Source organism: Maribacter sp. TH_r10, assembly GCF_033101095.1.
Taxonomy (GTDB): Bacteria; Bacteroidota; Bacteroidia; order Flavobacteriales; family Flavobacteriaceae; genus Maribacter_A; species Maribacter_A luteus.
The window spans coordinates 1,146,761-1,170,197 of the sequence record NZ_JAWMPY010000001.1 but is presented as its reverse complement, the minus strand read 5'-3'; the positions used below and the strand labels follow the sequence as shown (position 1 = coordinate 1,170,197).

Genomic DNA, 23,437 nt, shown 5'->3' with positions numbered 1-23,437 from the left:
CTAAAAGCATTCATTCTAATCCCTGTTATATTTTTTAATGACTAAATACTTTAATTGCGTATCACCAACATTTCGTATCCCATGCATTATATTCGGAGGACAGTATAAGCTCGTATACGGTGGAACGGTAACCGTTTTTCCATCTAGAAAAAACTCCGCCGATCCTTCCAAAATGAAAAAAAACTCATCCTCTAGGTGTTTGTGTGGCGCATGTGTTGCCTTATTAGGTTCAACAACACTCATTTTCAACGTTCTGCCATCCAAAAAATCCTTATCGGCGAACCAATATTGGTAACCGACTTCAGTCGTGTGTTTTTTGTCCAAATCAAAAGTGTTCACACAATTCTCGATAGTGAACACTTTTTCTTGGGCTGTTAATGTCTGTATCAATAAGAATACAAACATGAAGCATGTAAAAGAATGGTTAATCGTAATAAAAAAGTGCTTAGTATGTGTCATAAATGTTTTATTGGCTTAGTAAGGTCAACGATTCATCTAGATAAGTGAAAAATTCGGTTTTATTTTTCAAACCGTCCTTTTCCTTTTCCCATGCCGCGGCAAAATAATAGGTAATCGGTTCGTTAGTAGGATTAAAAACCACCAAATGGTCAAACTCGGAATCGGATATTTTTTCAACATCATCGACTTTATAAAAAATGGCCATTCCCAATTGATCGGGAACCAAGGTCTGTTCGCCATATGTAGCTATATAGCCCCATTTCCCATTTTTACTTTCCTTTTTGACAAGGTCTATATCTTCAAACTTTACGATTCCGGTACTAAGACCCAAAGTACTCTTTGAAGGGGTTAAAGTAGCCTTCGTCATTCGTGAATCAGGTTCAATGAAAAGTTCCGCTTTTAGGTCCATGGTGTTATCCATAACGGTCCATCCGTAATAATCGACAACAACACCGGATCCTTCTTCCGTATTCATTATCCTAGCCGTAGTGGAATCTACCTTATTGAAATGGGCCACATTATTATCCCCATCAAAAAGACCATACGACCCTATACCCAAGGATTTACCGGCCTTAAGGATATCTTGCCCCCACTCACTGTCCTCATGATACGAATCATAATTATCCAAACCTACTTTGGATAGCACCATGGTATCAACCTTTTTTCCGAAAATATCAATGGCATTTCTCCAATCCAAGTACAAACGGTACCCAACCTTATTACTTTCCCATCCAGGACCTTCATAACGAACATAGTATGAATGATCCGTAAGACTGTCCGGTGCTTTCAGGTAATCAACATTTTTGAACGTAAAGGCCTCACCAACATATTTTTTCCCTTCCCATTGACCACCCTCTTTAATGGATATCTCTGCATAGGTTTTTGCTCCCATTTTATTTTGGGTAGTTTCCTTTGAAAGAACCTTGGTTTTAGGCTCTTCCTTACAAGCAAATAATATCATTAAAAATAGAAATAAAAGAAGTGCTGTTTTTTTCATGCTATTGAATATTTTTTAATCTGGACACATATGCACTATGAATCCGAAATTGACAAATAGAACAGGTCTTTAAGGTATGCTCCTATTTAAGTTAAATAAGGGATCTGATAAAATCACTTTCACCAAATCCCTGAATTAAACTAACTCAAACGATAATTCTAATTATAAGCGGGATTTTGAGCAAAATCTTTATTTAAATTTAAATCCAAGGCCTTTTGGGGAATTGGCCTTAAAATCTTAAGTTCCCCTCCGGCTCCTGCAAAATTGCCTTCTTGAATCAAATAATGATGAAGTGAAGCCCTTTCCACTAATTTTCCAGTACGTTTTAGATCAAACCATCTATGATATTCCCCTAGAAGTTCACGAGCTCTTTCATCCAAAATATAATCAATATCCAAATCACCGATTTCCGCTGGAGCGACACCTGCACGTTGCCTGACAACATTGAGCCTGTTCAAAGCAGTTGTTGGATCTGATGCTTGCAAATAGGCTTCCGCAGCTATTAAGTAAGTATCCCCAAGTCTTGAGAGAATAATATCCCGAGTGCTTGTTTCTTCACCGAATTGTGCTTCTGGATCATCGAATTTCTTAACTGGGATAGTTTCATAATCCAAACTTACCACTTGTGCGGAATGCGTACCATAGGAATGATATTCGAAATCCTGAGTTAAAGCATGGGTTGTAACGTAAGCCAAGCTGTCAGCTGTTGTGAACCATTGTGGTTCATAAAAATCGGTAATGGGCAAACCGCTGTCTGGACCTTCATCGTAATAGTCGAAATACCTCTCAAACACCTCATTCATAAAAGTGGCTTCCCAGCGGGTATCATCTTCGGTGTACAAGCTTAAGGCAAAATCAGTTGGACAAAGGTTATACGTTCTAAATGGTGCATCACCTGCCACTTCGGAACCTCCTAAATAAGGTCCAAAATAAGATGCTTGGCGATTACCCAAAACTGTGGGATCAGTGCTTATTGATGACCCATCATACTGCACGGAGAATATCACTTCTTCATTCTTGTCATTCTTTGGTGTCCAAAGTTCCTCGAAGGTCAAATTCAATGCTTGCCCGTTAATAGCATCATCAGCATAATCTGCCGCAGTGGAAAAATCCGTGGAAGATCCAAATGATTCATATCCTTTAGTCAAATATACTTTAGCCAGTAAGTGTTGAACGGCCCTTTGGTTCACCCTTCCGCTAAAATCTCCAGAGGAGACCGAACCTAAGGCTTCGGTCAAATCGGTAATAATCAAATCATAAACCTCTTCTGCCGAACTCCTGTCAAATTCCAAAACGGGACTATCTATAAAATCCGTTACTATACCAACCCCACCATAGGTCTGAACCAATAAGAAATAGGCATTTGCCCTTAAATACTTGATTTCACCGATCCGGGCCGCTAAATTTGTAGTCTGTTCGGTCTGTTCCGAATAATACAAAGCGGTATTGGCAGTTTGAATGGCTTTATATGCCGTTCTATAAATGTGATCAACACCTTCAGATGAAGCGTTTAACTGGGTGTATTGACTTAACCCAGGTGGTTCTTCGGTCCTACCTGGAGCATAGAGATCGGTACCGGAACAAAACATGAAAGCTTCCTCCCCATAAATTTCCCTAAGTTGGGCATAATTGGCATTGACCAAACTTTCAAAGCCCGATTCTGTCAAATAAAAAGTCTCTGCCGTTGCATTTGCTAGGTTTTCCTCTTCCAGATAATCGCTACAAGAGGTAAGGATCAATCCTAAAAATCCTAAAATGGTTATTATTTTTTTCATCGTTTTTTTTTTAAAGTTTTACACTTAGCCCTAATTGGTATGTGATTGAACTGACCCTACCTATTTCGTAACCTGCAGAAGCCCATTCTGGATCGTAACCATCATAATCCGTAAATACAAATGGATTTAGGACATTAGCATAAATCCTTATTGATTTTAATCCCAATCTATCCAAGGTGTTCTTCTCAAAAGTATAGCCTAGGGCGATATTCTTGACCTTAACAAAGGAAGCATCCCTATAATACCCTACTTGATCATTCCTCCAGTACTGACCAGCATTCCTAGCTTGCGGATAACTATTCGAGTACTGCGCTGGAATATCTGCTCCATTTGCAGGAATGTACCAGTCCGCTATGTCTAATTTTTGACGTCCCCTATCCCGAACATCAGTGAAATTTTGGTGGAACTCACTATAGACAAAAACACCTTGATTGGTAATTGCCGAAGCTGAAACATCAAAATTACCTACACGTAGTCTCGTAAATACACTACCCGACCATTTAGGATCTGATGAACCTAAAACCACGCGATCATTATCTATTCCTAGTTTACCTTCCCCTGGACTAATTACACCGTCCCCATTGAAATCAACGACTTTCGCTTGACCTTCGCCTTGACCGTAAGACTCGGCCTGGGCAACTTCATCGGCCTGCCATATACCATCGAATTTATAATTATACTGGGCATCCAATGACTCCCCGATGATTCTCCAAACCCTTGATTCGTCGGTTGCGAAAACCAAACCTGATTCATCTTGACCTTGAAAGGATTCTAAAGTATTGGTATTCTTGGTGAACGTAAATGATGTTTCCCAAGAAATATTCTCTGTATCAACATTGAGTGTTCTAAGGGCAACTTCCACCCCCTTATTACTCACTGACCCCGTATTCGAAGTAATCACGGAATATCCCGTTTCCAAAGGCAACGCTAGATCTTCCAATAAATCTTTTGACAATCTATCATAAACATCCACACTACCCGATATCCTATTTCTCAAGAAGCCGAAATCAACACCTACATTCAATTCCCTAGTTCGTTCCCAACCTAAATAGGCATTAGCTAATGAAGAAGGTAAAAAACCGTTTGCGGCACTACCTCCAAAATCATAATAAGTAGATTGATCCAAAATGTTCTTTGTTTTATAAGCATCTATGTTATTGTTCCCGGTATAACCGAAACTGGCCCTCAACTTTAAATTGGAAACTGTTCCTTGTTCTTTCATAAAAGATTCCTCGCTGATTCTCCAGGCTACAGCGGCCGATGGGAAAGAATCCCATCTCTTACTTTCAGAGAGCAACGAAGAGCCATCCCATCTATTGGATAGGGTCAACAAATACTTATTATCATAGGAATAGTTTAACCTAACAGCATAAGAACTCAAGGTTTGCTTTACAAAATCTGAATTGAGGTTGAACGTGCTTTGTTCCCCAGAACCCAAATTATAAAAACCAGTATCAAAAGGTTGTTTTCTTGAGCTCGAAAATGAACTTTCGTAACGATCGGAATATAAACTCTGAAGTCCCAATAACTTAACATTGTGCTTTTCATTAAAGGTATAATCGATATTGAATTGATTATCCCAACTATAATTGAAGCTTTCTTCTTTTGTCAATTCAGAAGATGGCAAATTATCGTTACCAATACCTGTATTGGTCATGGCTCCCCATGCCCTACCCCTACGTTCTGTATTCAAACCTGCGGAATACGTAGTCTTAAAGCTCAACCATTCCAAAGGACTGTATTGAAAAAACACGTTACCTATACCGTTCCACCTTCTATACTCATCGGTTGAGTTCTCGATTTCCAATAGCGGGTTATAAGTACTTGTTTTATTAATGGCATAATCTCCACTGGTTGGAAACACCAATTTACCCGGCTGTGGAAAAAGCTCGTTGGTTTCATTTCCATTGTCATCAATGGCGTAAGGGGTTAAGAACGGGTTTAATCTAAATGCCTCACGCATAGCCAAATCACTTCCGTCATTTTGAATGGTATGTGCCATTGTCAAATTGATACCAGTAGAAAATTTATCACTGATTCGATGATTAACCCCTACTTTAAAGGTATACTTGTCCAACTCCTCATTTTCAATGTTTCCTGTTTCATTTTGAAGTCCAAAACCAATATTATAAGAAAGTCCGTTATCGGCCCTTCCAGAAATATTCAAATAGTTATTCTGCTGGATCCCAGTCTTTAAAACCGCATCGTACCAGTCAAATACCTGACCATTGTCCGCACGTTGTTTTAAAACTGAATTGGCAGTTCCAACGACTTTCTCCTGTAACAGTTCGGGTGATATGGTCATAGGATCACTAGCAGTTGTTGCCAAATAAGCAGATTGGTGGTAATACCACCATTTCTCACCACCCATCATTTTAGGTAAACGGGCCGTTTCCTTAACCCCTAAATATGAATCAAAGGAAATATTAATCCCTCCTTTCGCAGAAGTACCACTTTTTGTAGTTACTATAACCACTCCATTTGTACCTCTTGAACCGTAAATAGCCGTAGAAGAAGCATCTTTCAAAATATCTATTTGGGCAATATCCTGAGGGTTTAAAAAGTCGATACCATCCGTTGGCACGCCATCAACTACATATAAGGGTTCTGAATCCCCTGTTGTAGAATTCTTACCCCTGATCACAATGTCGAAACCATCTCCGATACGACCCGTAGAGGATGATATTTGAACCCCGGCCACATTACCTTGGATAGCTTCTAAAGGACTTGTAGTATTTCGCTCGGTAAGAGCCTCGGTACCAACCGAAGTAATTGCACCAGTAAGGTCGGACTTTTTTTGTGTACCGTACCCTACAACAACCACTTCTTCAAGGGCCTGGGTATCTTCCTGTAAGGTTACGCTCACCTGGGTTCTTCCGTCAACGCTGACCTCTTGGGTCGAATAACCCAGATAACTCAATACCAATACAGCATTGTCCGTTGTTAAGGTAATTGAATAATTACCATCAAAATCTGTTTGAGTACCATTAGTAGTACCCTTTTCCACGATATTAACCCCTGGAAGCGGGCCTTGTGTTCCGGCTTCGGTTATTAAACCGCTAACCTTTTCCCCCTGTTGCGCCTGTACATTCCCTACGACCAGTAGAAAAAGAAAAAGGGCACTTGCAGAAATCCATTTAAAGGATTTTCCTTTTGATAAGTTAATTTTCATAATTGTTAATTAGTTAAGTTAATCTTTAAGTTAGTCACTAAGAGTTTTCATTAATTTTCCATTGATTATTGTATTGATAAAGTTTAAATTAGTTACGTTTTCAACTGAGTATGCCGAGTCCACTTTTTTGATCGTAACATTCTTCAATGTTATGTCCTTAATCGGCACCTCTTTATATCCCTTAGCCAAAACACCATACTCCCCGCCATCTTCAACAGTTATATTCTCAAGATTTATATTTTGGATCCTAGGTATGAAATCCCCTTCTTGAGCTCCATATATTCCATAGAAAAGATTGATTTTCAGAACAGCCTCCTTTACTTCCCCTACTTTGATGTTTCGCACATAAACATCCTCGACAAAGCCCCCTCTTTTGGTGTTGGTCTTGATCCTGATGGCCCTATCTAAATTCGGACTGTCCATTATACAATCCTCTACAAAGATGTTTCTTACCCCTGCCGAGATCTCACTGCCCATGACCACACCTCCATGGCCATCTATCATTCTACAGTTTTGTACTATGATATTCTCACTGACTATACCCACTCTTCTTCCATCCTCATTTCTTCCAGATTTAATGGCAATACAATCATCCCCCGTATTGAAGACAGCATTTTTTATCAAGACATTTTTCGAATATTCCGGGTCACAACCATCATTGTTTGGACCATGGCTCTCAACAACAACTCCGTCAATCGTAACATTAATAGATTTGATAGGGTGTATAACCCAGAAAGGGGCATTAATTATCTTTACCCCTTGTACAAGTACATTCTCACAAGAAAAAGGCTCAATGAACGATGGCCTAAGAAATTCACCTTTTCCAAATATCCTTTGATTCACAGGAACATCGACCTCTGACATTTCCTCCTTTAATTTTTTTAAGGAAGAATGCTGTTTTGGATCGCCTTCTTGCCAACCATAACTATCTTTTCCACACCATGGCCACCAAAAATCATTACCTGCTTGACCATTTAACACCCCTTTACCAGTGATGGCGATGTTCTTTTTTTCGTAAGCGTAAATCAATGGTGAGAAATTCATTAGTTCAGTACCTTCATAAGACGTATGGACAAGAGGGTAATAGTCATCCAAATTTTTACTGAATAATATTTCAGATCCTGCTTCCAAGTGCAAATTGACATTATCTTCTAAATGTATGGGTCCTGTCAAAAATTTTCCTTTTGGGACCAACACTATGCCACCACCCGCTTCGGAGCAAGCACCCATTACTTTTTTGAAAGCATCCGTATTGTCATAAACCCCGTCAGCAACAGCTCCAAAATCTAGAATACTAAGGGTATCGCCCTTAAAAACAGGTAGTGTTATGGAATCAACTATCTGGGCCATTTGCTTCCATGGATCCGATGTTCGACTTTCATTTTGCCTACACGAAACGACAAACAAAACAATACCTAACAAAACCAAACCCTTAACCCAATGCAACTTATAGAATGTATTTTGTGACATAGAATTTATTCTAAAAAATTATTGCACTACGTGCAATCGATTGCACAATACTAAGAAATAATTTGGCATTTAACAAAATATTTGGATGTAAAAATGTGTTTTTAACAAAATAACACCCTATATATTCTTTATTTAATGATTCAAAGTTGTCCTAAATGAAATACAACCCATTGCTAAACACTATTTATTCAATAAATACCGTACATTTATACAACAAATACTTATATTGTAATCGATAACACATTTTTGATTTATTTTAACTGTATTATGCCTTTCTTTGACCAAAAAATAAATGAGTAAGAAAACCACCATATACGATATCGCCAAAGCATTGAATATTACTGCCGCAACGGTATCCAGAGCACTAAACAACAATCCTAGGATAAGTGACGATACCAAAAGGATGGTATTGGAGACTGCTGCGGAGTTAAATTACAAGCCCAACAGGTTGGCTATGGCCCTAAAAAGTGGAAAGAGCAAGAATGTTGGAGTAGTATTACCCTATATAAACCGAACTTTTTTTTCCAATGTCATACATGGCATCGAGGAAGAATTGAATCCTATGGGATATAATGTTATTATTTGTCAAACCCATGAGGATGAGAAAAAGGAAGCAGATGTTATTCAAAACCTTTTAAATGCTCAGGTAGACGGGATTCTCATATCCGTATCCCGAGAAACAAAGAATACGGATCATTTTAACCAAATATTGAAAAAAAACATTCCGCTTATATTCTACGATCGTAAAATCAATGTTAAAGGAGCAAGTTCGGTAACATTGGATGACTACCAAGGAGCATACGAAGCGACCAAACATTTAATTGACCAAGGTTGCAAGAAAATCGCTCATTTTACCGTTGACCGATCCTTGGAAATATATGAAAATAGAATTCAAGGCTATAAACAGGCTTTGAAAGATGGAGGAATCAAATTCAACATGAACCATGTAGTAACCATTGAAAGTGACATTGAAGCTGGTAAGGAAGCGACCAAAAAGCTAATGGAGCTTGCGAATCCGCCAGATGCTATCTTCTCGGCAAGTGACCCTTGCGCCTTAGGGGCGATTCAACATTTAAAATCTATCAATGTACGTATTCCCGAAGACTTTTGTGTAGTAGGTTTCAGTAATGACCCGTTTACCCAATTCATGGAATTAACGATAAGTTCTGTTGATCAATCTCCCTTGCTAATGGGCAGAACAGCGGCAAAAGTCTTCTTGGAACAAATTAATGAGGATGATATAAAGATTGAAAAGCAAGTAGTGTTAACCCCTAGCCTCAAAATACGTAAATCATCGATGAAATTAGATTCTGATTTATAAGGAAACCCCTCTTTTCCATGGGATAAAATCATCCTGGCCCAAAGAATCGGCCTTTGACACGATTTCGCCACTTGCCACTTTAATGACATACTCCAAAATCTCTTCTCCCATTTCGGAAATTGATTTTTCCCCACTAATTACCCCTCCTGTATCTATATCGATAATATCGGGCATACGTTCTGCCAAAGTGCTATTTGAAGCAATTTTCAACACAGGGGCTATCGGGTTGCCAGTTGGTGTTCCCAGACCGGTAGTAAACAAAACGATATTAGCTCCTGAACCAACTAAGCCGGTAGTACTTTCAACATCATTACCCGGAGTACATAGTAAATTAAGACCTGGTTTAGTAACATATTCCGTATAATCCAAAACCGCTTCTACAGGAGAAGTACCCCCTTTCTTCGCTGCTCCCGCAGATTTCATCGCATCGGTAATGAGACCATCTTTTATATTTCCGGGAGACGGATTCATATCAAAACCAGACCCCGCATTCACCACCGATTTTTCATAATCATGCATCAATTGCATAAATCGTTGGCCGTCCGCTTCGTTTACACATCGATTCACCAGTTCTTGCTCAACCCCGCACAATTCGGGAAATTCGGAAAGTATGGGAGAGCCCCCCAATGCCGCCAAAATATCGGAGGCATAGCCCAATGCCGGATTGGCGGATATGCCCGAAAATCCATCAGAACCACCACACTCCAATCCCATCTTCAATTTAGAAAGGGGAGCAGGTCTTCGTTCTATTCCATTTGCCGTTTTTATGGCCTCGAAAGACTCCTTTATAATCGTATTCAACATATGGTCAACAGTTCCCATTTGTTGCTGTTCATAAATAAGTACGGGCTTTTCTAAATCAGGATCAATACTAGACAATGCTTTTTTAAAGATATCGACCTGAAGGTTTTGACACCCTAAACTCAATACCGTTGCCCCGGCTACATTCGGGTTCTTCACATAACCTGCCAATAATTTGGCCAAAGTCTCCGAATCTTGACGGATTCCACCACATCCTCCTTGATGGGTAATGAACTTGATCTTGATGTTTTCCAGATTAATAGCTTTTTGCCCACCTTCATATACAGGAACATCAGCGGTATTACCGCGAATAAGGTCTCGCAACAACTGTTGTTGCTTACTGACTTTACTTATTGAAAGTTCTTTCTCAAAAATATCTTTTAGGACCTCGATATTCCTGTTTTCACAAAACACCAACGGAAAAAACAACCAAACATTCTCGGTACCCACCTGCCCATCGGGCCGATGATACCCCATAAAAGTCCTATCCTTCCATTTTTCAATAGATGGTGCCGTCCACGAAACGCTAGTAGTCTTTTCCTTTACAGGGTTGGTTTGGTGTTTGACATTCCCAACCGTCAACAATCCTCCCTTATCTATATGGGTGACTGCCCTACCTACTAGGACGCCGTACATGTAGATGTTATCATTAGGTTGTAGTTCGACCAAGGAAATTTTGTGCTTGGCTTTGGTATTTTCTAAAATTACAAGCTCATCACCCTCAAAACGTAATTTCTCCCCTTGCTTTAAATCAACAAGAGCGACTGCTACATTATCTTCATTCTGAACCTTGATCAACTTTCGCATAAATGATTATTTACATGTTCTTAAATGCAATAAAACTTTCTTTTATGCCATTCTCATCGATAAGTTGCAATGCTTTTGCAATATGATTTTTCAAATCATTAACCTGTGTAAGATCCTCTCCCCAGTATTCAGCTTTAGACAATACTTTTTCCGCAATGGTATTATAATTTCCAGACTGCCAAATACCTTTCATTTCGGCAACGATTTCAGGGTCATCATTGACAGGTAATTCCTTGCCCTCGAAATTCCCTTTATAAAAACGGATCAGACATGCAAAGGCAAAAACCAAATGCACAGGCAAGCTGTTCTTTCTCTTTACAAACTCCAATAAACTTGGCAGTACCCTTACTTTGAATTTTGAAATGGAATTCAAAGCTATACTTGACAACTGATGCTTTATAAACGGATTTCTAAAACGATCGAATACCGCCTCTGCAAAAGCTTCCAATTCTTTCTTGTCCATATCCAATGTTGGTATAATTTCATCGAATACCACTGATTGAATGAATGGTCCGGTGAATTTTTCATCAACACTTTCCTTTACGGTCTGGTTACCGTACAATATTGAGAAAGGTACCATTGCCGTATGTGCACCATTTAATATGCGCACCTTACGGGTTCTGAAAGGCTGCATATCCTTTACAATTTTGACATCTAGGTCCGTTTTATGAAAAGGCAATTTTTCTTTTAACCTTTCATCACCTTCAATAACCCACAAAAAGAAAGTTTCAGCACTCACGAGTAACTTATCCTCATAATCCAATTGAGCGTTATAAGCTTCTATTTGATCTCGAGGATAACCTGGCACAATACGGTCTACCAAAGTATTGTGAAAGGTACAGGCATTTAAAACCCAATTTTTAAAACCTTCCCCAAGCTTCCATAGATCAATATAATCGAGTATGATCTTTTTTAAAGTATCCGAATTAAAGTTGATCAACTCACATGGGATAATAGTAAGCCCTTTCTCTTCTGCCCCATTAAAATACTGATAACGCTCATGCAGTAACACAGTAAGTTTGGCAGGATACGAACTTGGAGGTGTCATATCCCTAGCATCCGATGCTACATATGCTATACCTGCTTCAGTAGTGTTCGATATTATAAATTGAAGTTGCTCCTCTTTGGCCAAATCCAAAAAATCTTGAAAATGGGTATATGGATCTATCCCTTTTACAATATTCGTAATAAGTTCTTTTTTCTCAACTTCCCGGCCATCCTTGATTCCTTTTGTAAAAAGGGTATAAAGACCATCTTGATCATTCAGCATGGTTACCATTCCCCTATCAATAGGTTGAACTACAGCTATACCTGCATCGAAGTCCACTTCTTGATTCAATTTCTGAACAGCATAATCCACAAAAGCCCTTAGAAAATTTCCCTCACCAAACTGAACAATTTTGATAGGGTGCTTTTCTTCTAAACCAAGATTTGCCCTATTTAATACTATCATTTACTTTTTATTAAACTCTTACACCAAAAAATATTATTCCTTAATAAGATTTAAATTTTCATCCAACGGCCTCATTTTGGGCATTAACAAGTGCACAAAACCTAATAGGATCAAATAACTGGAACCAGCAATCAAAAATGCCCAAAAGTACCCGGTATTACCGGCCTGATCCAATACCGACCCCAAGGCCTTATCAGCAACGATGCCGGCGACAGCACCTATCATACCCCCAATACCGACAACCGAAGCTGTCGCTTTTTTTGGAAATACATCAGAAACCAGGGTGAAAATATTGGCCGACCAAGCTTGATGCCCTGCCGCACCAAGACCAATTAAAAATATAGCTATCCACTTACTTTCCGTAATCGCGACAAAACTCACGGGAAGGATAATCAAGGCACATATAAGTAGTGTAATCTTTCTAGCCTTATTAACGGTCCATCCTTTTCTCATGAACGCCCCGGAAAGATATCCTCCAAAAATACTACCACCATCAGCCAAAATATAGATTACGAAGAACGGTAACGCAATATTTTTAATATTCACATCAAAAGTGGCAGCTAAGAATTTGGCTCCCCAGAAAAGATAAAACCACCATACGGCATCGGTTAATTTAGCCAAGCCAAATGCCCATGTCTGACGTTTTCCCAGAACACTTTTCCAAGGTAATTTCTCATTGTTTTCTGCAACGGAATCGCTCTGAATATAAGCTAGCTCCTCTTTGGAAACCTTAGGATGAACTTCCGGTTTCTTATACATTTTCAGCCATAATCCTACCCAAATGGCACTTAGGGCACCTGTAAGTAAAAATGGAACCTGCCAGTTTTGTCCATTTTCGTGAACGATCCAACCGATAACAAAAGGAGCGGCTATAGCACCAATACTTGTTGCAGCATTAAAAAGCCCGGTAGCAAAAGCCCTGTCTTTTTTAGGGAACCACTCCGCAGTTGTTTTAATGGCTGCCGGAAAGTTCCCAGCTTCACCAAATCCTAAACCAAAACGGGCAGCGGCGAATCCGATCACGCTGAAACCCGGACGTACCAAGGCATGCAACATTCCGAATATACTCCAAATAGCGATAGATAATGTGTATCCCTTTTTGGTGCCCAAACGATCGATCAAACCTCCCATCGAAAGCAACCCAACAGCATAAGCCACCTTAAATGAAATCATTATGTTCGCATAATCACTGTTGGTCCAGTGAAACATTTTTTCCAGGGTAGGCGCCATTACACCGATAATACTCCTATCAAAGTAGTTAATGGTCGTTGCGAACATCAACAGCGCTAAAATCCTATAGCGATAGGTTCCTATTTTTTGAGGGTTGTCTTTCATTTCTTTCCTGTTTGGTTTTATCTTTATTATTGAACTACTTTTTAAAACATTCTTTTGCAAAATATTAAATCCTTATTCTACTTTCTCAAATCCTTAATTAAATCTAGGGCAGCTTTCACATTAGCCGTTAGTAGTTGATAATTTTTGGTTTCCAATATTTCTTTAGAAATCAATTGCGACCCCATTCCCACACATGTTACTCCGGCTCCGAACCAACCTTTAAGGTTACTTTCCTCTGTACTAACCCCTCCAGTAGGCATAATGCTTGTCCATGGTTGTGGCCCTTTAATCGCTTTTACGAAGCCTGGACCATAAGTAGAACCAGGAAATAACTTAATGATCTCACAGCCAAGTTCTTCTGCGCGGTTAATTTCGGTCAATGACCCACATCCAGGAGACCAAAGTACTTTTCTTCTATTACAAGCGATAGCAATATCTTCCCTTAATGAAGGTGTTACTATAAAATTGGCCCCCATCTGCATAAACATACTGGCCGCACCAGCGTCGGTAATGGAACCAACTCCCATGATCATTCCTGGTAATTCCTTAATAGCGTATTTGTTCAATTCTGAAAATACCTCGAAAGCGAAATCGCCCCTTGCCGTAAACTCCATTAAACGGGCTCCCCCGTCATAACAGGCCTTTAGTACTTTTTTTCCCAATTCGATATCGGAATGGTAAAACAAAGGAATCATCCCTGTTTCTTCCATCACTTTTGCAACATGTAATCTTGAGTATTGTGCCATAATGTTTGTTTTCTTTTATTAACGTGCTACCCTACCTGAGGCATCACCTCCCATTAATTTTTCAACTTCATCCACAGTTACTAAATTCGCATCACCTTTTATAGTATGCTTTAAACAAGAAGCCGCTACGGCAAAGTCCAACGCATTTTGATCGTCATCAGGATATTGTAAAAGACCGTAGATCAATCCTCCCATAAAAGAATCCCCACCACCGACGCGGTCCACGATATCGGTTATTTGGTATTGGCGGGTCTCATACATTTTCTTACCATCGTAGAGAACACCTGCCCAAGTGTTATGGGATGCCGATATTGACCCTCTTAAAGTAGTGATTACTTTTTTTGCTTTGGGGAATTTTTTCATCATTTGTTCACAAACAGAAAGAAAAGCCTCTGCCTTTACATCATGACCGTCTTTATGCACATCCAAACCTTCCGGATGAATTCCAAAATGCTTTTCGGCATCTTCCTCATTACCTAAAATAATATCACAATAGGAAGTAAGTTCGGTCATGATGGCCTCACGATCACCACCGTAATTCCATAATTTGGCCCTATAATTCAAATCTGTAGATATAGTGATTCCCATTTCACTGGCCACTTTAACAGCTTCAAGACAAACATCCGCAGCACCTTGGGAAATTGCCGGGGTTATACCTGTCCAATGAAACCAACCGGCACCATCAAATACTTTTTCCCAATCGATCATTCCCGGTTTGATCTCACAAATGGCCGAGTGTGCACGGTCATAAACCACCTTACTACCTCGGCTTACCGCACCGGTTTCTAAAAAATAAATCCCTAAACGATCACCACCAAAAACAATGTTCTGTGTATTCACTCCTCTTTTTCTCATCTCCATAAGAGCACACTCCCCGATGTCATTTTTAGGAAGGCGTGTAACAAAATCAACAGGCACTCCGTAATTCGCCAAAGAAACGGCAACGTTAGACTCACCCCCACCATATACTACATCAAAACTATTGGTTTGTGAGAACCTTAAAAATCCCGGAGGGGACAATCGAAGCATGATTTCACCGAATGTTACTACTTTTTTCATACTGTTTAGTTGGATTATGATTTTTTAAAAATTGAAATATTCTTTTGCATTGTGATATGAGATATCCTGAATAATCTTCCCTACCCATTCCATATCATTTGGCAATTGCCCATTTTGGATCTCGGCACCAAAAAGATTGCATAAAACACGTCTAAAATACTCATGCCTAGGAAATGAAAGGAAACTACGGGAATCTGTAAGCATTCCTATAAAACAGCTTATCAATCCCATATTCGAAAGAGCGTTCATTTGCTTGGTCATCCCGTCTTTTTGATCCAAAAACCACCAACCGGACCCAAACTGCACTTTACCCTTTATACTTCCATCGTTGAAATTACCGATCATACTAGCCATAACCTCATTATCGGCCGGATTCAGGTTGTAAATGATGGTCTTAACCAATTTATCCTTACTATCCAATGTATTCAAGAAAGCGGATAACTTTTCGGCCTGGGGAAAATCCCCGATGGAATCCCAACCGGTATCAGGGCCAAGTAACCTATGCATACGTGCATTGTTGTTCCTTAATGCCCCTAAGTGGAATTGTTGTACCCACCCGTAATTATGGTAGGTTTCTGACAGGAACAATAAAATAGCACTTTGAAATTTTGAGGTCTCTTCACCCGTAAGTTCCTTACCACTTCTTTTCTTGGCGAAAATCGCCAATATTTCAGACTCGGTATATGACTCAAAATACATTTTATCCAATCCGTGATCACAAAGCTTACAACCGTTTTTATCGAAATAGGCTATTCTATTTTCCAGTGCCTCGCACAATTCACCATAGGTATTGATCTCTTGGCCAGAAGCTTTGGCCAAAGCATCTATGTAATCGTTATACCCATCGTGGGAAATAAAAATGGCCTTATCAGGCCTAAAAGCCGTACTCACTTTAAAATCCAAGTCTTTTTTAGCTATTGCCTGATGGTGTTCCAAGCTATCCGTGGGGTCCTCGGTCGTACAAACGACCTCAACGTTGGCCTTTCTCAAGAGGTTTTGACAGCTATATGCCTGGGAGCCTAATTTCTCAGCTGTTTCTGCATATATTTTCTCAGCGGAATTTTCATTTAGAAGATCATAGATGTCAAAATATCTGGCCAATTCCAAATGTGTCCAATGATATAGTGGGTTACGCATGGTATAAGGCACGGTTTTGGCCCAATGCATGAATTTTTCCTTATCGGACCCATCACCTGTAATGAATTTTTCCTTTATACCCAATGTACGCATGGCCCGCCACTTATAGTGATCGCCATTGATCCATACTTTGGTCATATTACCGAAAACCCTGTCATCTGAAATCTCGTTAGGCGGCAGGTGGTTGTGGTAGTCTATTATAGGTTGATCCTTGGCATAGGTATGATAAAGTTCCTGTGCGTATTTATTTTCTAACAGAAAATCGTCGTTTATAAACGTCTTTATTGAAGCCATATTTAATACTTTTCTACTCGTTAGCTGGTTTTCCTATTGTGGCTAAAATACCTCCGTCAACGTATATGATCTGACCATTAACGAAATCACTTGCCTTTGATGCCAAAAATACCGCCGCACCGACCAAATCTTCAGGATCTCCCCAACGGGCAGCAGGGGTTCTACTGATTATAAAATCATTGAATGGATGTCCGTTCACCCGAATAGGTGCCGTTTGCGAAGTTGCAAAGTACCCAGGCCCAATACCATTGGTCTGAATGTTATATTTGGCCCATTCGGTAGCCATATTTTTGGTCAACATCTTTAATCCGCCTTTTGAAGCCGCATACGCCGAAACGGTATCCCTTCCCAATTCGCTCATCATAGAATTGATATTGATGATTTTACCTGCTCTACGGGCAATCATCTTTCGGCCCACATATTTAGAAACGATAAAGGGTCCTACTAAATTTACATCTATTACCGCTTCGAAATCCTTGGTCTCCATATCCTGCATGGGAACCCTCTTAATGATACCGGCATTATTAATCAAAATATCTATGGGGCCTACTTCATTTTCAATTAAATCTGTATGCTTTTCTACTTCTTTATCATCAGTGACGTCAAATACATACGTATGAACCTTAAGCCCTTCTTTTTCATATTCCTTTTTGGCCTCTACCAACATATCGGCCGAATTATTGTTTACGATCAGCTCGGCACCCGCATGCCCCAATCCTTTGGCCATGGCCATTCCCAGACCATGTACTGCACCGGTGACCAGTGCCCTTTTTCCACTTAAATCAAATAAACTTTTCATGATATATGTATTATTTCAATTCGTTAGGTGCACATACGTCCATATCACCATAATCCAAATTTTCCCCCGCCATTCCCCAAACAAAGGAATAATTACAAGTACCCGACCCTGAATGAATTGACCATTCAGGTGATAGAACCGCTTGATTGTTTTCAATAAAAATATGGCGTGTATGCTGAGGTTCCCCCATAAAATGACTTATGGTCTGACCCTCTTCCAAATTAAAGTAGAAATAAGCTTCCATACGCCTACTATGGGTATGTGCCGGCATGGTATTCCATACATTGCCCGGCAAAAGTTCAGTGAGTCCCATTTGCAATTGGCATGTTTCTACAATACTATTTACAATAAGCTTGTTCAACACCCTTTTGTTGGCATACTTTTCATCACCCAATTGCACAACTTCAGCATCATTCGCACCGACTTTTTTTGTCGGGAATCTTTTGTGTGCCGGGGCAGAATTTATATAAAACAAAGGTTGCCCTTCCCCTAAACTTGAAAAAACAACATCTTTTGAATCCTTACCCACATAGAGTGCCTCTTTGGTATTGAGCTCATAATCTTCCCCGTCAACAGTCACTTTTCCTTTTGCCCCAACATTTATCACACCCAATTCCCTTCTATCCAAAAAATTCTTGGACTTAAGGTATGGTATCGTCTCTAATTTCAAATCTTCATTAACGGGCATAGCACCCCCAACAATGTAACGATCGTACATTGAATAGGTCAATTGTATCTGATTTTCAACAAAAAGCTTGTCTATTAAAAACTCCCTACGTAATTCTTCTGTCCCATATTTCCTAGCATCTACGGGATTTGCAGCATATCTGAATTCGTGTTTTGTCATTTTTTATATAATTTGCGCAATCGATTACGCGAATATAATCCATTTTTAGGGAATTCAAAAAAATAAGCAGCCAATATTTGACAAAAGAAAAGTATTACCACTCTTCTTTGTTGTATTCGTACTTACTTAAATAGTAACCCGAAAAGAACCTTGATCCTTAAAAAAATATTGACAAGGCACCCCATTAAAGAATTCTTTGAACACCTTTAAAAAAACCAAAAACGCCCCCATACCCTTATGGCTAGGTATGGGAGCGCATGGAAAATTGAACAAGTCAAAATAATCCTCTAATGTACGATAGCACTTTTACAATTGCCGTAGCTTAATCAAGGCCTCTGATTTCGAATTCACATTTAATTTTAAATAGATATTCTGTATGTGAAAGTTTATGGTACTGGTAGTAACGAAAAGTTTCTCAGCAATCATTTTATAGGTTGCTCCCTTACATAAAAAATCTATGATTTGGTTTTCCCTATTAGAGAAATCCTGATATGACTTTCCATTTAAATTCTGTATTACCTTTTGGACAATATCATTGCTCATTGCCGCTCCTTCGTACTTAATTGAATTTAAGGCGTTATGCAAGCGATACTTGCTCAATGGTTTGGTAAGATAACCATTGGCCCCTTTTTTAAAGGCCCTTTTCACAAGTTCAAAGTCAGAGTTACCACTTATCATTATCACTTTTACATATGGGTCTTTTCTTCTAAACTTCTTTATAGCCTCTATATGATCTTCATTGTCCAAGACCGTTTCAGTCAAAATAATATCGGGCATAATGGTACTATAGTCACACAAGGCCTCATCCGCTGACCCATATAGCCCTACAAGGGCGTAGTCCTTAAAACTCTCAAAATAAAACCTATAACCTTCTTGAAGCTCTCGATCATTGTCAATAATGATAATCTTTAATGCATTTGCTTTCATAATTTGGGGGGTATTTTTGTTACATATATTTCTGTTTACTAAATTTTGTTCATTTCACGACAGGGAGCATATGTATGGCTTGTATGGTGCCATACAAAATGATGCAACAAGACAATAAGGTTCTTTCTGACTATTGGAAATAATCAGTTAAAACACCAATAAGGTATTTTCAGAAACAATTTTAAGAGTAGAAAATCTAGAGGAATCCCACTAAAAAAAATCCGCTATTGTCCAGGCAAAAATTTAATTGCGCCTAAAGACCGTACGATGCGATTGATCTGGATTTTGAAAAAAAACTGGATGTTTTTCTTTTGTTGGAACATCAGGCCGCGATTGCCGATGCAAGTTGTTTTTTGCTAAGTACAAAAAAACGCACTTTTCTTTTCTGAGGTACTGTAGGTTATGGTTCGCTTCCATTTCTTGGGGGGATTTGGAGGTTAATATTGGTTGATTTTTGTTATACAATGATAGTCAATATTGACCTGAAATTATATTTATTGTAGCTGTTTTCGTTCAAATGCACTATGTGTTGAAACATTATGCATAAAAGATCATTTTTATCATCAAAAAACCAGAAAATCCTTAATTAACCCTTAAAATTGAAAAGGAGGGGAAAAATACTATCCCCCCGGATACCCCTCCTTTTTATCAACCCAATCAGAAAATCTTTATATGCTTTAATGTTTTGTTTTCCCTAAGTAAAAAGGAGGGAATGAATGCTATCCCCCCGGATACCCCTCCTTTTATCTACCCAATCAGAAAATTTTTATATTCTACAATGCATACTACTTGTTTAGTAGATTCTAAATGCACCTTAATTTTTAATCCAATACCGTTTAGGTTACTAGTCATCATATAAATTAGCAGCTGTAGCCGTGGTGTTTTCAACCTGCATGATCCACTTCTCATCCCTGTATTCCCCGTGTAGGTTGGACACAACAGCCGTTTCAGCATCTTTTTTAATATCATAATCGGCCAAGTACACATAATGAAGTCCGTTTGCTTTATTAAAGAACTGTTTCGCATTCAATCCTTGACGTTTTAGGTCATCAATAAAGGCATTTAAGTACTTCTTGTTTTTATATACATTTACAATAACATAGTACCCGGTCTTTACCCCGATTATATCGGATTGGTCCAACACTTTTATTGGCAACTTCACATAATCTTTATGCTCCATTTCATTCAGGTTGGTCGTTGACTCGGCTTTATTCGTATTAGTAACCAAAACCGTACGGCTTTCAGTACTGAATTCCTTGTTATTTGTTTTAACGTTATTCTTCAGGTCATTTCGTAATACGCGTACAATGGTTTCAAAACGTTTTTCAAATTCTTTGTTCCTTGCTTTTTCCAAAGAATCCTGTCTTAAAATAAGTTCATCCAAGATCAAACGGTTTTGATAAGCAAGGTCATTATTGTCAACCACTTCCCTATCAGTGTTCTTGGTAAGTGAAGTTTTATCATTGGTTACCTCAGCCGCAGATTTTTGGGCCTTACTTTTCTTTTCGGCCCTAAGTGCCAATATCTGCTCTTCATAATTCCTAACAATACGATCTATTTTTGCATCTTCGGATGTATCTGCATAACTAGAACTACTATCACCACTATCCTTAAAAGTATACGCCAAAGACACCTCATGGTTAAATCCTAAATCGGCATCTTCTTGCTTTATATCCTTCTCCATTAAGTAACCGATAGACATTTTTTTACTGATATTGAAACCAAGTCCCATTGACAGGCCATAGGTGTCGTCTAAAGTAGTTTGCAACCATCCGTAATTAGGCATATCCAAAAGTAAAGAACCTAAATAAGCCATTGAATTATCGTCATTTCTCCCTACTTGTAACAAGGGCATTAATCGTGCATTTTCAAACAATCCCCTATTGGCCCCAAAAGAATGGGTATACTGTAAAGATGCCTTAACGCTTTTGTCATCGAACTGTGTTAAAAACTCATTGGTAGTTTGATTGAATTTAAAAAGGTCCTCTGCATACAACCCAAAATCAAAACTTCCGACAGATAAGGTAACACCAGGTTGAATGGCAATTTTACTTTGCTTGTTCGCTTCCAAGACTTCGGGATCACTCTCATTGGTAGTTATCCTATTTTTATCCAAACCTTCATTATAGTAGGAAATGTTTGTTCCAAAAGTCAGTTTGCTTTTAGCACCCAAACGTACAGCAGTTGCATAATTCGCATTGAAACCGAATTCTTGAACAACTCCTTCCCATTGACTGTACACCCCTATACCCAATGCGGTATTCTCGTTTAACTTATTGCTAAATCCCAAGAAATAGTTTTGGCTATTGTCCTCGAAAGTCGCATACTGGTTTCTATGAAGGATATTGAGGTATGATTTGTTTTCACGAACCAACGAAAACGTCGGGTTGATCAAAAAACGGTTAAAGAACAATTGATTGTGGTATGCACTCCGAGAGCTCAAACCTGAACTTTCCTCCTGTGCGAACGAGGAAAAGAAGCCTAGCATTATGCAAAACACCATCAGCGTTCTTGACCTATCCATTAATGTAGTATAGCAACTCATCTTTGCGAAATTTTATATTAGACTTTTTAACTTTTACTCTCCAAAAAACAGTGTCTTTCGGGCCTTGGGCTCTTTCGTAAAATATTTAGAATAAACCTATATATACCCGAGTATTCGTGTTATTGGATTTTTGAAGCCCCAAGGTTTTGAATTTTACCCCAAACTCCTTTACAGATCCTTTTCTTACTCATCTTCAAAGACCGATGAGCTTAAATCCATTTTTGATTCATTATTGATCGCTTCCAGGATATTATATGCCGTATTCTCTTCAGGTATATGGTCCCCGGGTTGGCTATACGAAAAGGCCACCTGATGTAGATCCCCTGCTGATTTGCCACGGCTAGATATAACATACGCCATATCATTTTCAGGCATGAACCGAACAGCATAATCATCTTCACGGCTATTTAGGGTATCTCCCAGATTAATAGCCAATCCCACATTAGTGCTATTCACTTGGGCCATATAAACATCAAGGCCTCCAAGTCCTTTTCTCCCATCCGAAGCAAAGAAGAGGGTCGACGTACCAACTATTCTAGGGTACATATCGTTTTTCTTGGTATTTACCTTTTTCCCCAGGTTCATTGCTACCCCTAATGAACCGTCTTTGCGTATATTCGAAACATAAATGTCGTATTTACCATAGCTTCCGGGCATATCTGAAGTAAAGAACAATCGTTTCCCATCATAAGACACTGCCGGGTGAAGGGCTGAGGAATATTTTGGGCATACTGCTATTTCCCTTACATTTTGCCACCTGCCGTTCTTTTTATCCGCACGATAAATCTTATGAACAACCTCTTTTTTAGAAAATATCCCGATAGGTGGCTTAACGTAAACCGCCTTACTGAAGAAAGCCGTTTTACCATCTGCAGTTAAACTTATGGGTGCTTTGTAACCGTACCCTTCTTTCAGCTCTTCTCCTAAGTCATCATTATTGGCACCTAGCAATTGACTTTTCATATTCCCCTGAAGGATAAGTTTTGAGTCTAACCGACGATATTTATTATCATGAGAATTATTGGATTCTTCAACCTCATAATCTCGTCGAATGGCAGCAAGCCAATCTTCCCTGTTCATTGCGACCGCCGTTTCTGAATCGGAAGTTTTCGCCACGGTATATTCATATCGCTTTTGAAACCCCTTACTTAAGGTCCCCTCTGCACTTACGGCCCTGAACTTTTCATACCAGAATAGTGCGGTTTCATAGTTTTCGGCTAAAAAATGGGCATTGCCCAAATCTTCGAAAATCTCCTTTTCTTGGTACCCCAATTTTTTTAACTTGATAAAATCATCGGCACGTTTATTCTTCTCATAAACACTAACAGAATTGTTTTCCGGTGTTTTTGTGCGTTGCGCATTCAAAGAATAGCAGAAAAATGAAATAATGAAGGCAAATGTTACGTTGTAGGTTATAGTATTTTTCATAATGATAAGATATTGGGTTCTTATGGGTTCAAAGTTCACCAATAGTAGCCAACCTTGTACTAGTA

The 23,437-nt window shown here is 39.1% G+C and carries 17 protein-coding genes; 1 reads left to right on the top strand and 16 read right to left on the bottom strand.

The genetic code is table 11. The annotated features are described in order from the left end of the window. Positions 1-15: 15 nt before the first annotated feature. The 5 genes from R3X28_RS04825 to R3X28_RS04805 all read right to left on the bottom strand — a co-directional run bounded on the left by R3X28_RS04825 (position 16) and on the right by R3X28_RS04805 (position 7,873). Positions 16-405, bottom strand: a complete 390-nt coding sequence (locus tag R3X28_RS04825) for a cupin domain-containing protein (RefSeq protein WP_317662840.1) — start codon at positions 403-405, stop codon at positions 16-18. Positions 406-466: 61 nt separating this feature from the next. Then, positions 467-1,456, bottom strand: a complete 990-nt coding sequence (locus tag R3X28_RS04820; protein WP_317662838.1) for a DUF4861 family protein — start codon at positions 1,454-1,456, stop codon at positions 467-469. A 158-nt stretch (positions 1,457-1,614) separates the two neighbouring features. Then, on the bottom strand, positions 1,615-3,231 hold the full coding sequence (locus R3X28_RS04815; protein ID WP_154362708.1) for a RagB/SusD family nutrient uptake outer membrane protein: 1,617 nt from the start codon (positions 3,229-3,231) through the stop codon (positions 1,615-1,617). A 10-nt stretch (positions 3,232-3,241) separates the two neighbouring features. After that, positions 3,242-6,403, bottom strand: coding sequence for a TonB-dependent receptor (locus tag R3X28_RS04810; RefSeq protein ID WP_317662835.1), 3,162 nt, complete (start codon positions 6,401-6,403; stop codon positions 3,242-3,244). 30 nt (positions 6,404-6,433) lie between these two features. Beyond that, positions 6,434-7,873, bottom strand: coding sequence for a glycoside hydrolase family 28 protein (locus tag R3X28_RS04805; protein WP_154362712.1), 1,440 nt, complete (start codon positions 7,871-7,873; stop codon positions 6,434-6,436). Between the two features lie 292 nt (positions 7,874-8,165). On the opposite strand from R3X28_RS04805, the gene R3X28_RS04800 reads away from it, so the two are divergent. Then, positions 8,166-9,194 carry a LacI family DNA-binding transcriptional regulator gene (locus R3X28_RS04800; protein WP_317662833.1) on the top strand — a complete coding sequence of 343 codons (1,029 nt, stop codon included), beginning with the start codon at positions 8,166-8,168 and terminating at the stop codon, positions 9,192-9,194. Here R3X28_RS04800 and R3X28_RS04795 read toward each other — a convergent pair. From R3X28_RS04795 to R3X28_RS04745, 11 genes are all read right to left on the bottom strand, one after another. Continuing rightward, the gene (locus R3X28_RS04795) at positions 9,189-10,802 is read right to left on the bottom strand and encodes an altronate dehydratase family protein (RefSeq protein ID WP_317662832.1); all 1,614 of its coding nucleotides are present in this window, start codon (positions 10,800-10,802) and stop codon (positions 9,189-9,191) included. The genes R3X28_RS04800 and R3X28_RS04795 overlap by 6 nt on opposite strands. Positions 10,803-10,812: 10 nt before the next feature. Continuing rightward, positions 10,813-12,255, bottom strand: a complete 1,443-nt coding sequence (locus R3X28_RS04790; RefSeq protein WP_317662830.1) for a tagaturonate reductase — start codon at positions 12,253-12,255, stop codon at positions 10,813-10,815. Between the two features lie 33 nt (positions 12,256-12,288). Next, complete coding sequence (locus R3X28_RS04785) at positions 12,289-13,590, bottom strand: MFS transporter (RefSeq protein WP_154362720.1); 1,302 nt, start codon at positions 13,588-13,590, stop codon at positions 12,289-12,291. Positions 13,591-13,667: 77 nt separating this feature from the next. Next, positions 13,668-14,336 carry a bifunctional 4-hydroxy-2-oxoglutarate aldolase/2-dehydro-3-deoxy-phosphogluconate aldolase gene (locus R3X28_RS04780; protein WP_154362722.1) on the bottom strand — a complete coding sequence of 223 codons (669 nt, stop codon included), beginning with the start codon at positions 14,334-14,336 and terminating at the stop codon, positions 13,668-13,670. Between the two features lie 18 nt (positions 14,337-14,354). Continuing rightward, a complete protein-coding gene (locus R3X28_RS04775) occupies positions 14,355-15,395 on the bottom strand; it encodes a sugar kinase (RefSeq protein WP_154362724.1) in 1,041 nt (346 codons plus the stop codon). Between the two features lie 24 nt (positions 15,396-15,419). Beyond that, positions 15,420-16,826, bottom strand: coding sequence for a glucuronate isomerase (gene uxaC, locus R3X28_RS04770; protein WP_317662824.1), 1,407 nt, complete (start codon positions 16,824-16,826; stop codon positions 15,420-15,422). A gap of 13 nt (positions 16,827-16,839) precedes the next feature. Further along, positions 16,840-17,625, bottom strand: coding sequence for a gluconate 5-dehydrogenase (locus tag R3X28_RS04765; protein WP_317662822.1), 786 nt, complete (start codon positions 17,623-17,625; stop codon positions 16,840-16,842). Positions 17,626-17,635: 10 nt separating this feature from the next. Then, positions 17,636-18,472 (bottom strand): 5-dehydro-4-deoxy-D-glucuronate isomerase, encoded by an 837-nt coding sequence (kduI, locus tag R3X28_RS04760; RefSeq protein ID WP_317662820.1) that lies wholly within the window; start codon positions 18,470-18,472, stop codon positions 17,636-17,638. A 306-nt stretch (positions 18,473-18,778) separates the two neighbouring features. Next, positions 18,779-19,399, bottom strand: coding sequence for a response regulator transcription factor (locus R3X28_RS04755; protein ID WP_282053477.1), 621 nt, complete (start codon positions 19,397-19,399; stop codon positions 18,779-18,781). An 844-nt stretch (positions 19,400-20,243) separates the two neighbouring features. Further along, positions 20,244-21,944, bottom strand: coding sequence for a PorP/SprF family type IX secretion system membrane protein (locus tag R3X28_RS04750; RefSeq protein ID WP_317662817.1), 1,701 nt, complete (start codon positions 21,942-21,944; stop codon positions 20,244-20,246). 183 nt (positions 21,945-22,127) lie between these two features. Continuing rightward, complete coding sequence (locus tag R3X28_RS04745) at positions 22,128-23,372, bottom strand: cell envelope biogenesis protein OmpA (protein ID WP_317662815.1); 1,245 nt, start codon at positions 23,370-23,372, stop codon at positions 22,128-22,130. Positions 23,373-23,437 lie beyond the last annotated feature (65 nt).

Excerpts from the sequence above, each read along its gene's own strand:
- R3X28_RS04755 (WP_282053477.1), bottom strand. The coding sequence starts at position 19,399 with ATGAAAGCAAATGCATTAAAGATTATCATTATTGACAATGATCGAGAG.
- R3X28_RS04805 (WP_154362712.1), bottom strand. The coding sequence starts at position 7,873 with ATGTCACAAAATACATTCTATAAGTTGCATTGGGTTAAGGGTTTGGTT.
- R3X28_RS04775 (WP_154362724.1), bottom strand. The coding sequence starts at position 15,395 with ATGAAAAAAGTAGTAACATTCGGTGAAATCATGCTTCGATTGTCCCCT.
- R3X28_RS04815 (WP_154362708.1), bottom strand. The coding sequence starts at position 3,231 with ATGAAAAAAATAATAACCATTTTAGGATTTTTAGGATTGATCCTTACC.
- R3X28_RS04785 (WP_154362720.1), bottom strand. The coding sequence starts at position 13,590 with ATGAAAGACAACCCTCAAAAAATAGGAACCTATCGCTATAGGATTTTA.
- R3X28_RS04745 (WP_317662815.1), bottom strand. The coding sequence starts at position 23,372 with ATGAAAAATACTATAACCTACAACGTAACATTTGCCTTCATTATTTCA.
- R3X28_RS04765 (WP_317662822.1), bottom strand. The coding sequence starts at position 17,625 with ATGAAAAGTTTATTTGATTTAAGTGGAAAAAGGGCACTGGTCACCGGT.
- R3X28_RS04790 (WP_317662830.1), bottom strand. The coding sequence starts at position 12,255 with ATGATAGTATTAAATAGGGCAAATCTTGGTTTAGAAGAAAAGCACCCT.
- kduI (WP_317662820.1), bottom strand. The coding sequence starts at position 18,472 with ATGACAAAACACGAATTCAGATATGCTGCAAATCCCGTAGATGCTAGG.
- R3X28_RS04820 (WP_317662838.1), bottom strand. The coding sequence starts at position 1,456 with ATGAAAAAAACAGCACTTCTTTTATTTCTATTTTTAATGATATTATTT.
- R3X28_RS04810 (WP_317662835.1), bottom strand. The coding sequence starts at position 6,403 with ATGAAAATTAACTTATCAAAAGGAAAATCCTTTAAATGGATTTCTGCA.
- uxaC (WP_317662824.1), bottom strand. The coding sequence starts at position 16,826 with ATGGCTTCAATAAAGACGTTTATAAACGACGATTTTCTGTTAGAAAAT.
- R3X28_RS04795 (WP_317662832.1), bottom strand. The coding sequence starts at position 10,802 with ATGCGAAAGTTGATCAAGGTTCAGAATGAAGATAATGTAGCAGTCGCT.
- R3X28_RS04825 (WP_317662840.1), bottom strand. The coding sequence starts at position 405 with ATGTTTGTATTCTTATTGATACAGACATTAACAGCCCAAGAAAAAGTG.
- R3X28_RS04800 (WP_317662833.1), top strand. The coding sequence starts at position 8,166 with ATGAGTAAGAAAACCACCATATACGATATCGCCAAAGCATTGAATATT.
- R3X28_RS04780 (WP_154362722.1), bottom strand. The coding sequence starts at position 14,336 with ATGGCACAATACTCAAGATTACATGTTGCAAAAGTGATGGAAGAAACA.
- R3X28_RS04750 (WP_317662817.1), bottom strand. The coding sequence starts at position 21,944 with ATGAGTTGCTATACTACATTAATGGATAGGTCAAGAACGCTGATGGTG.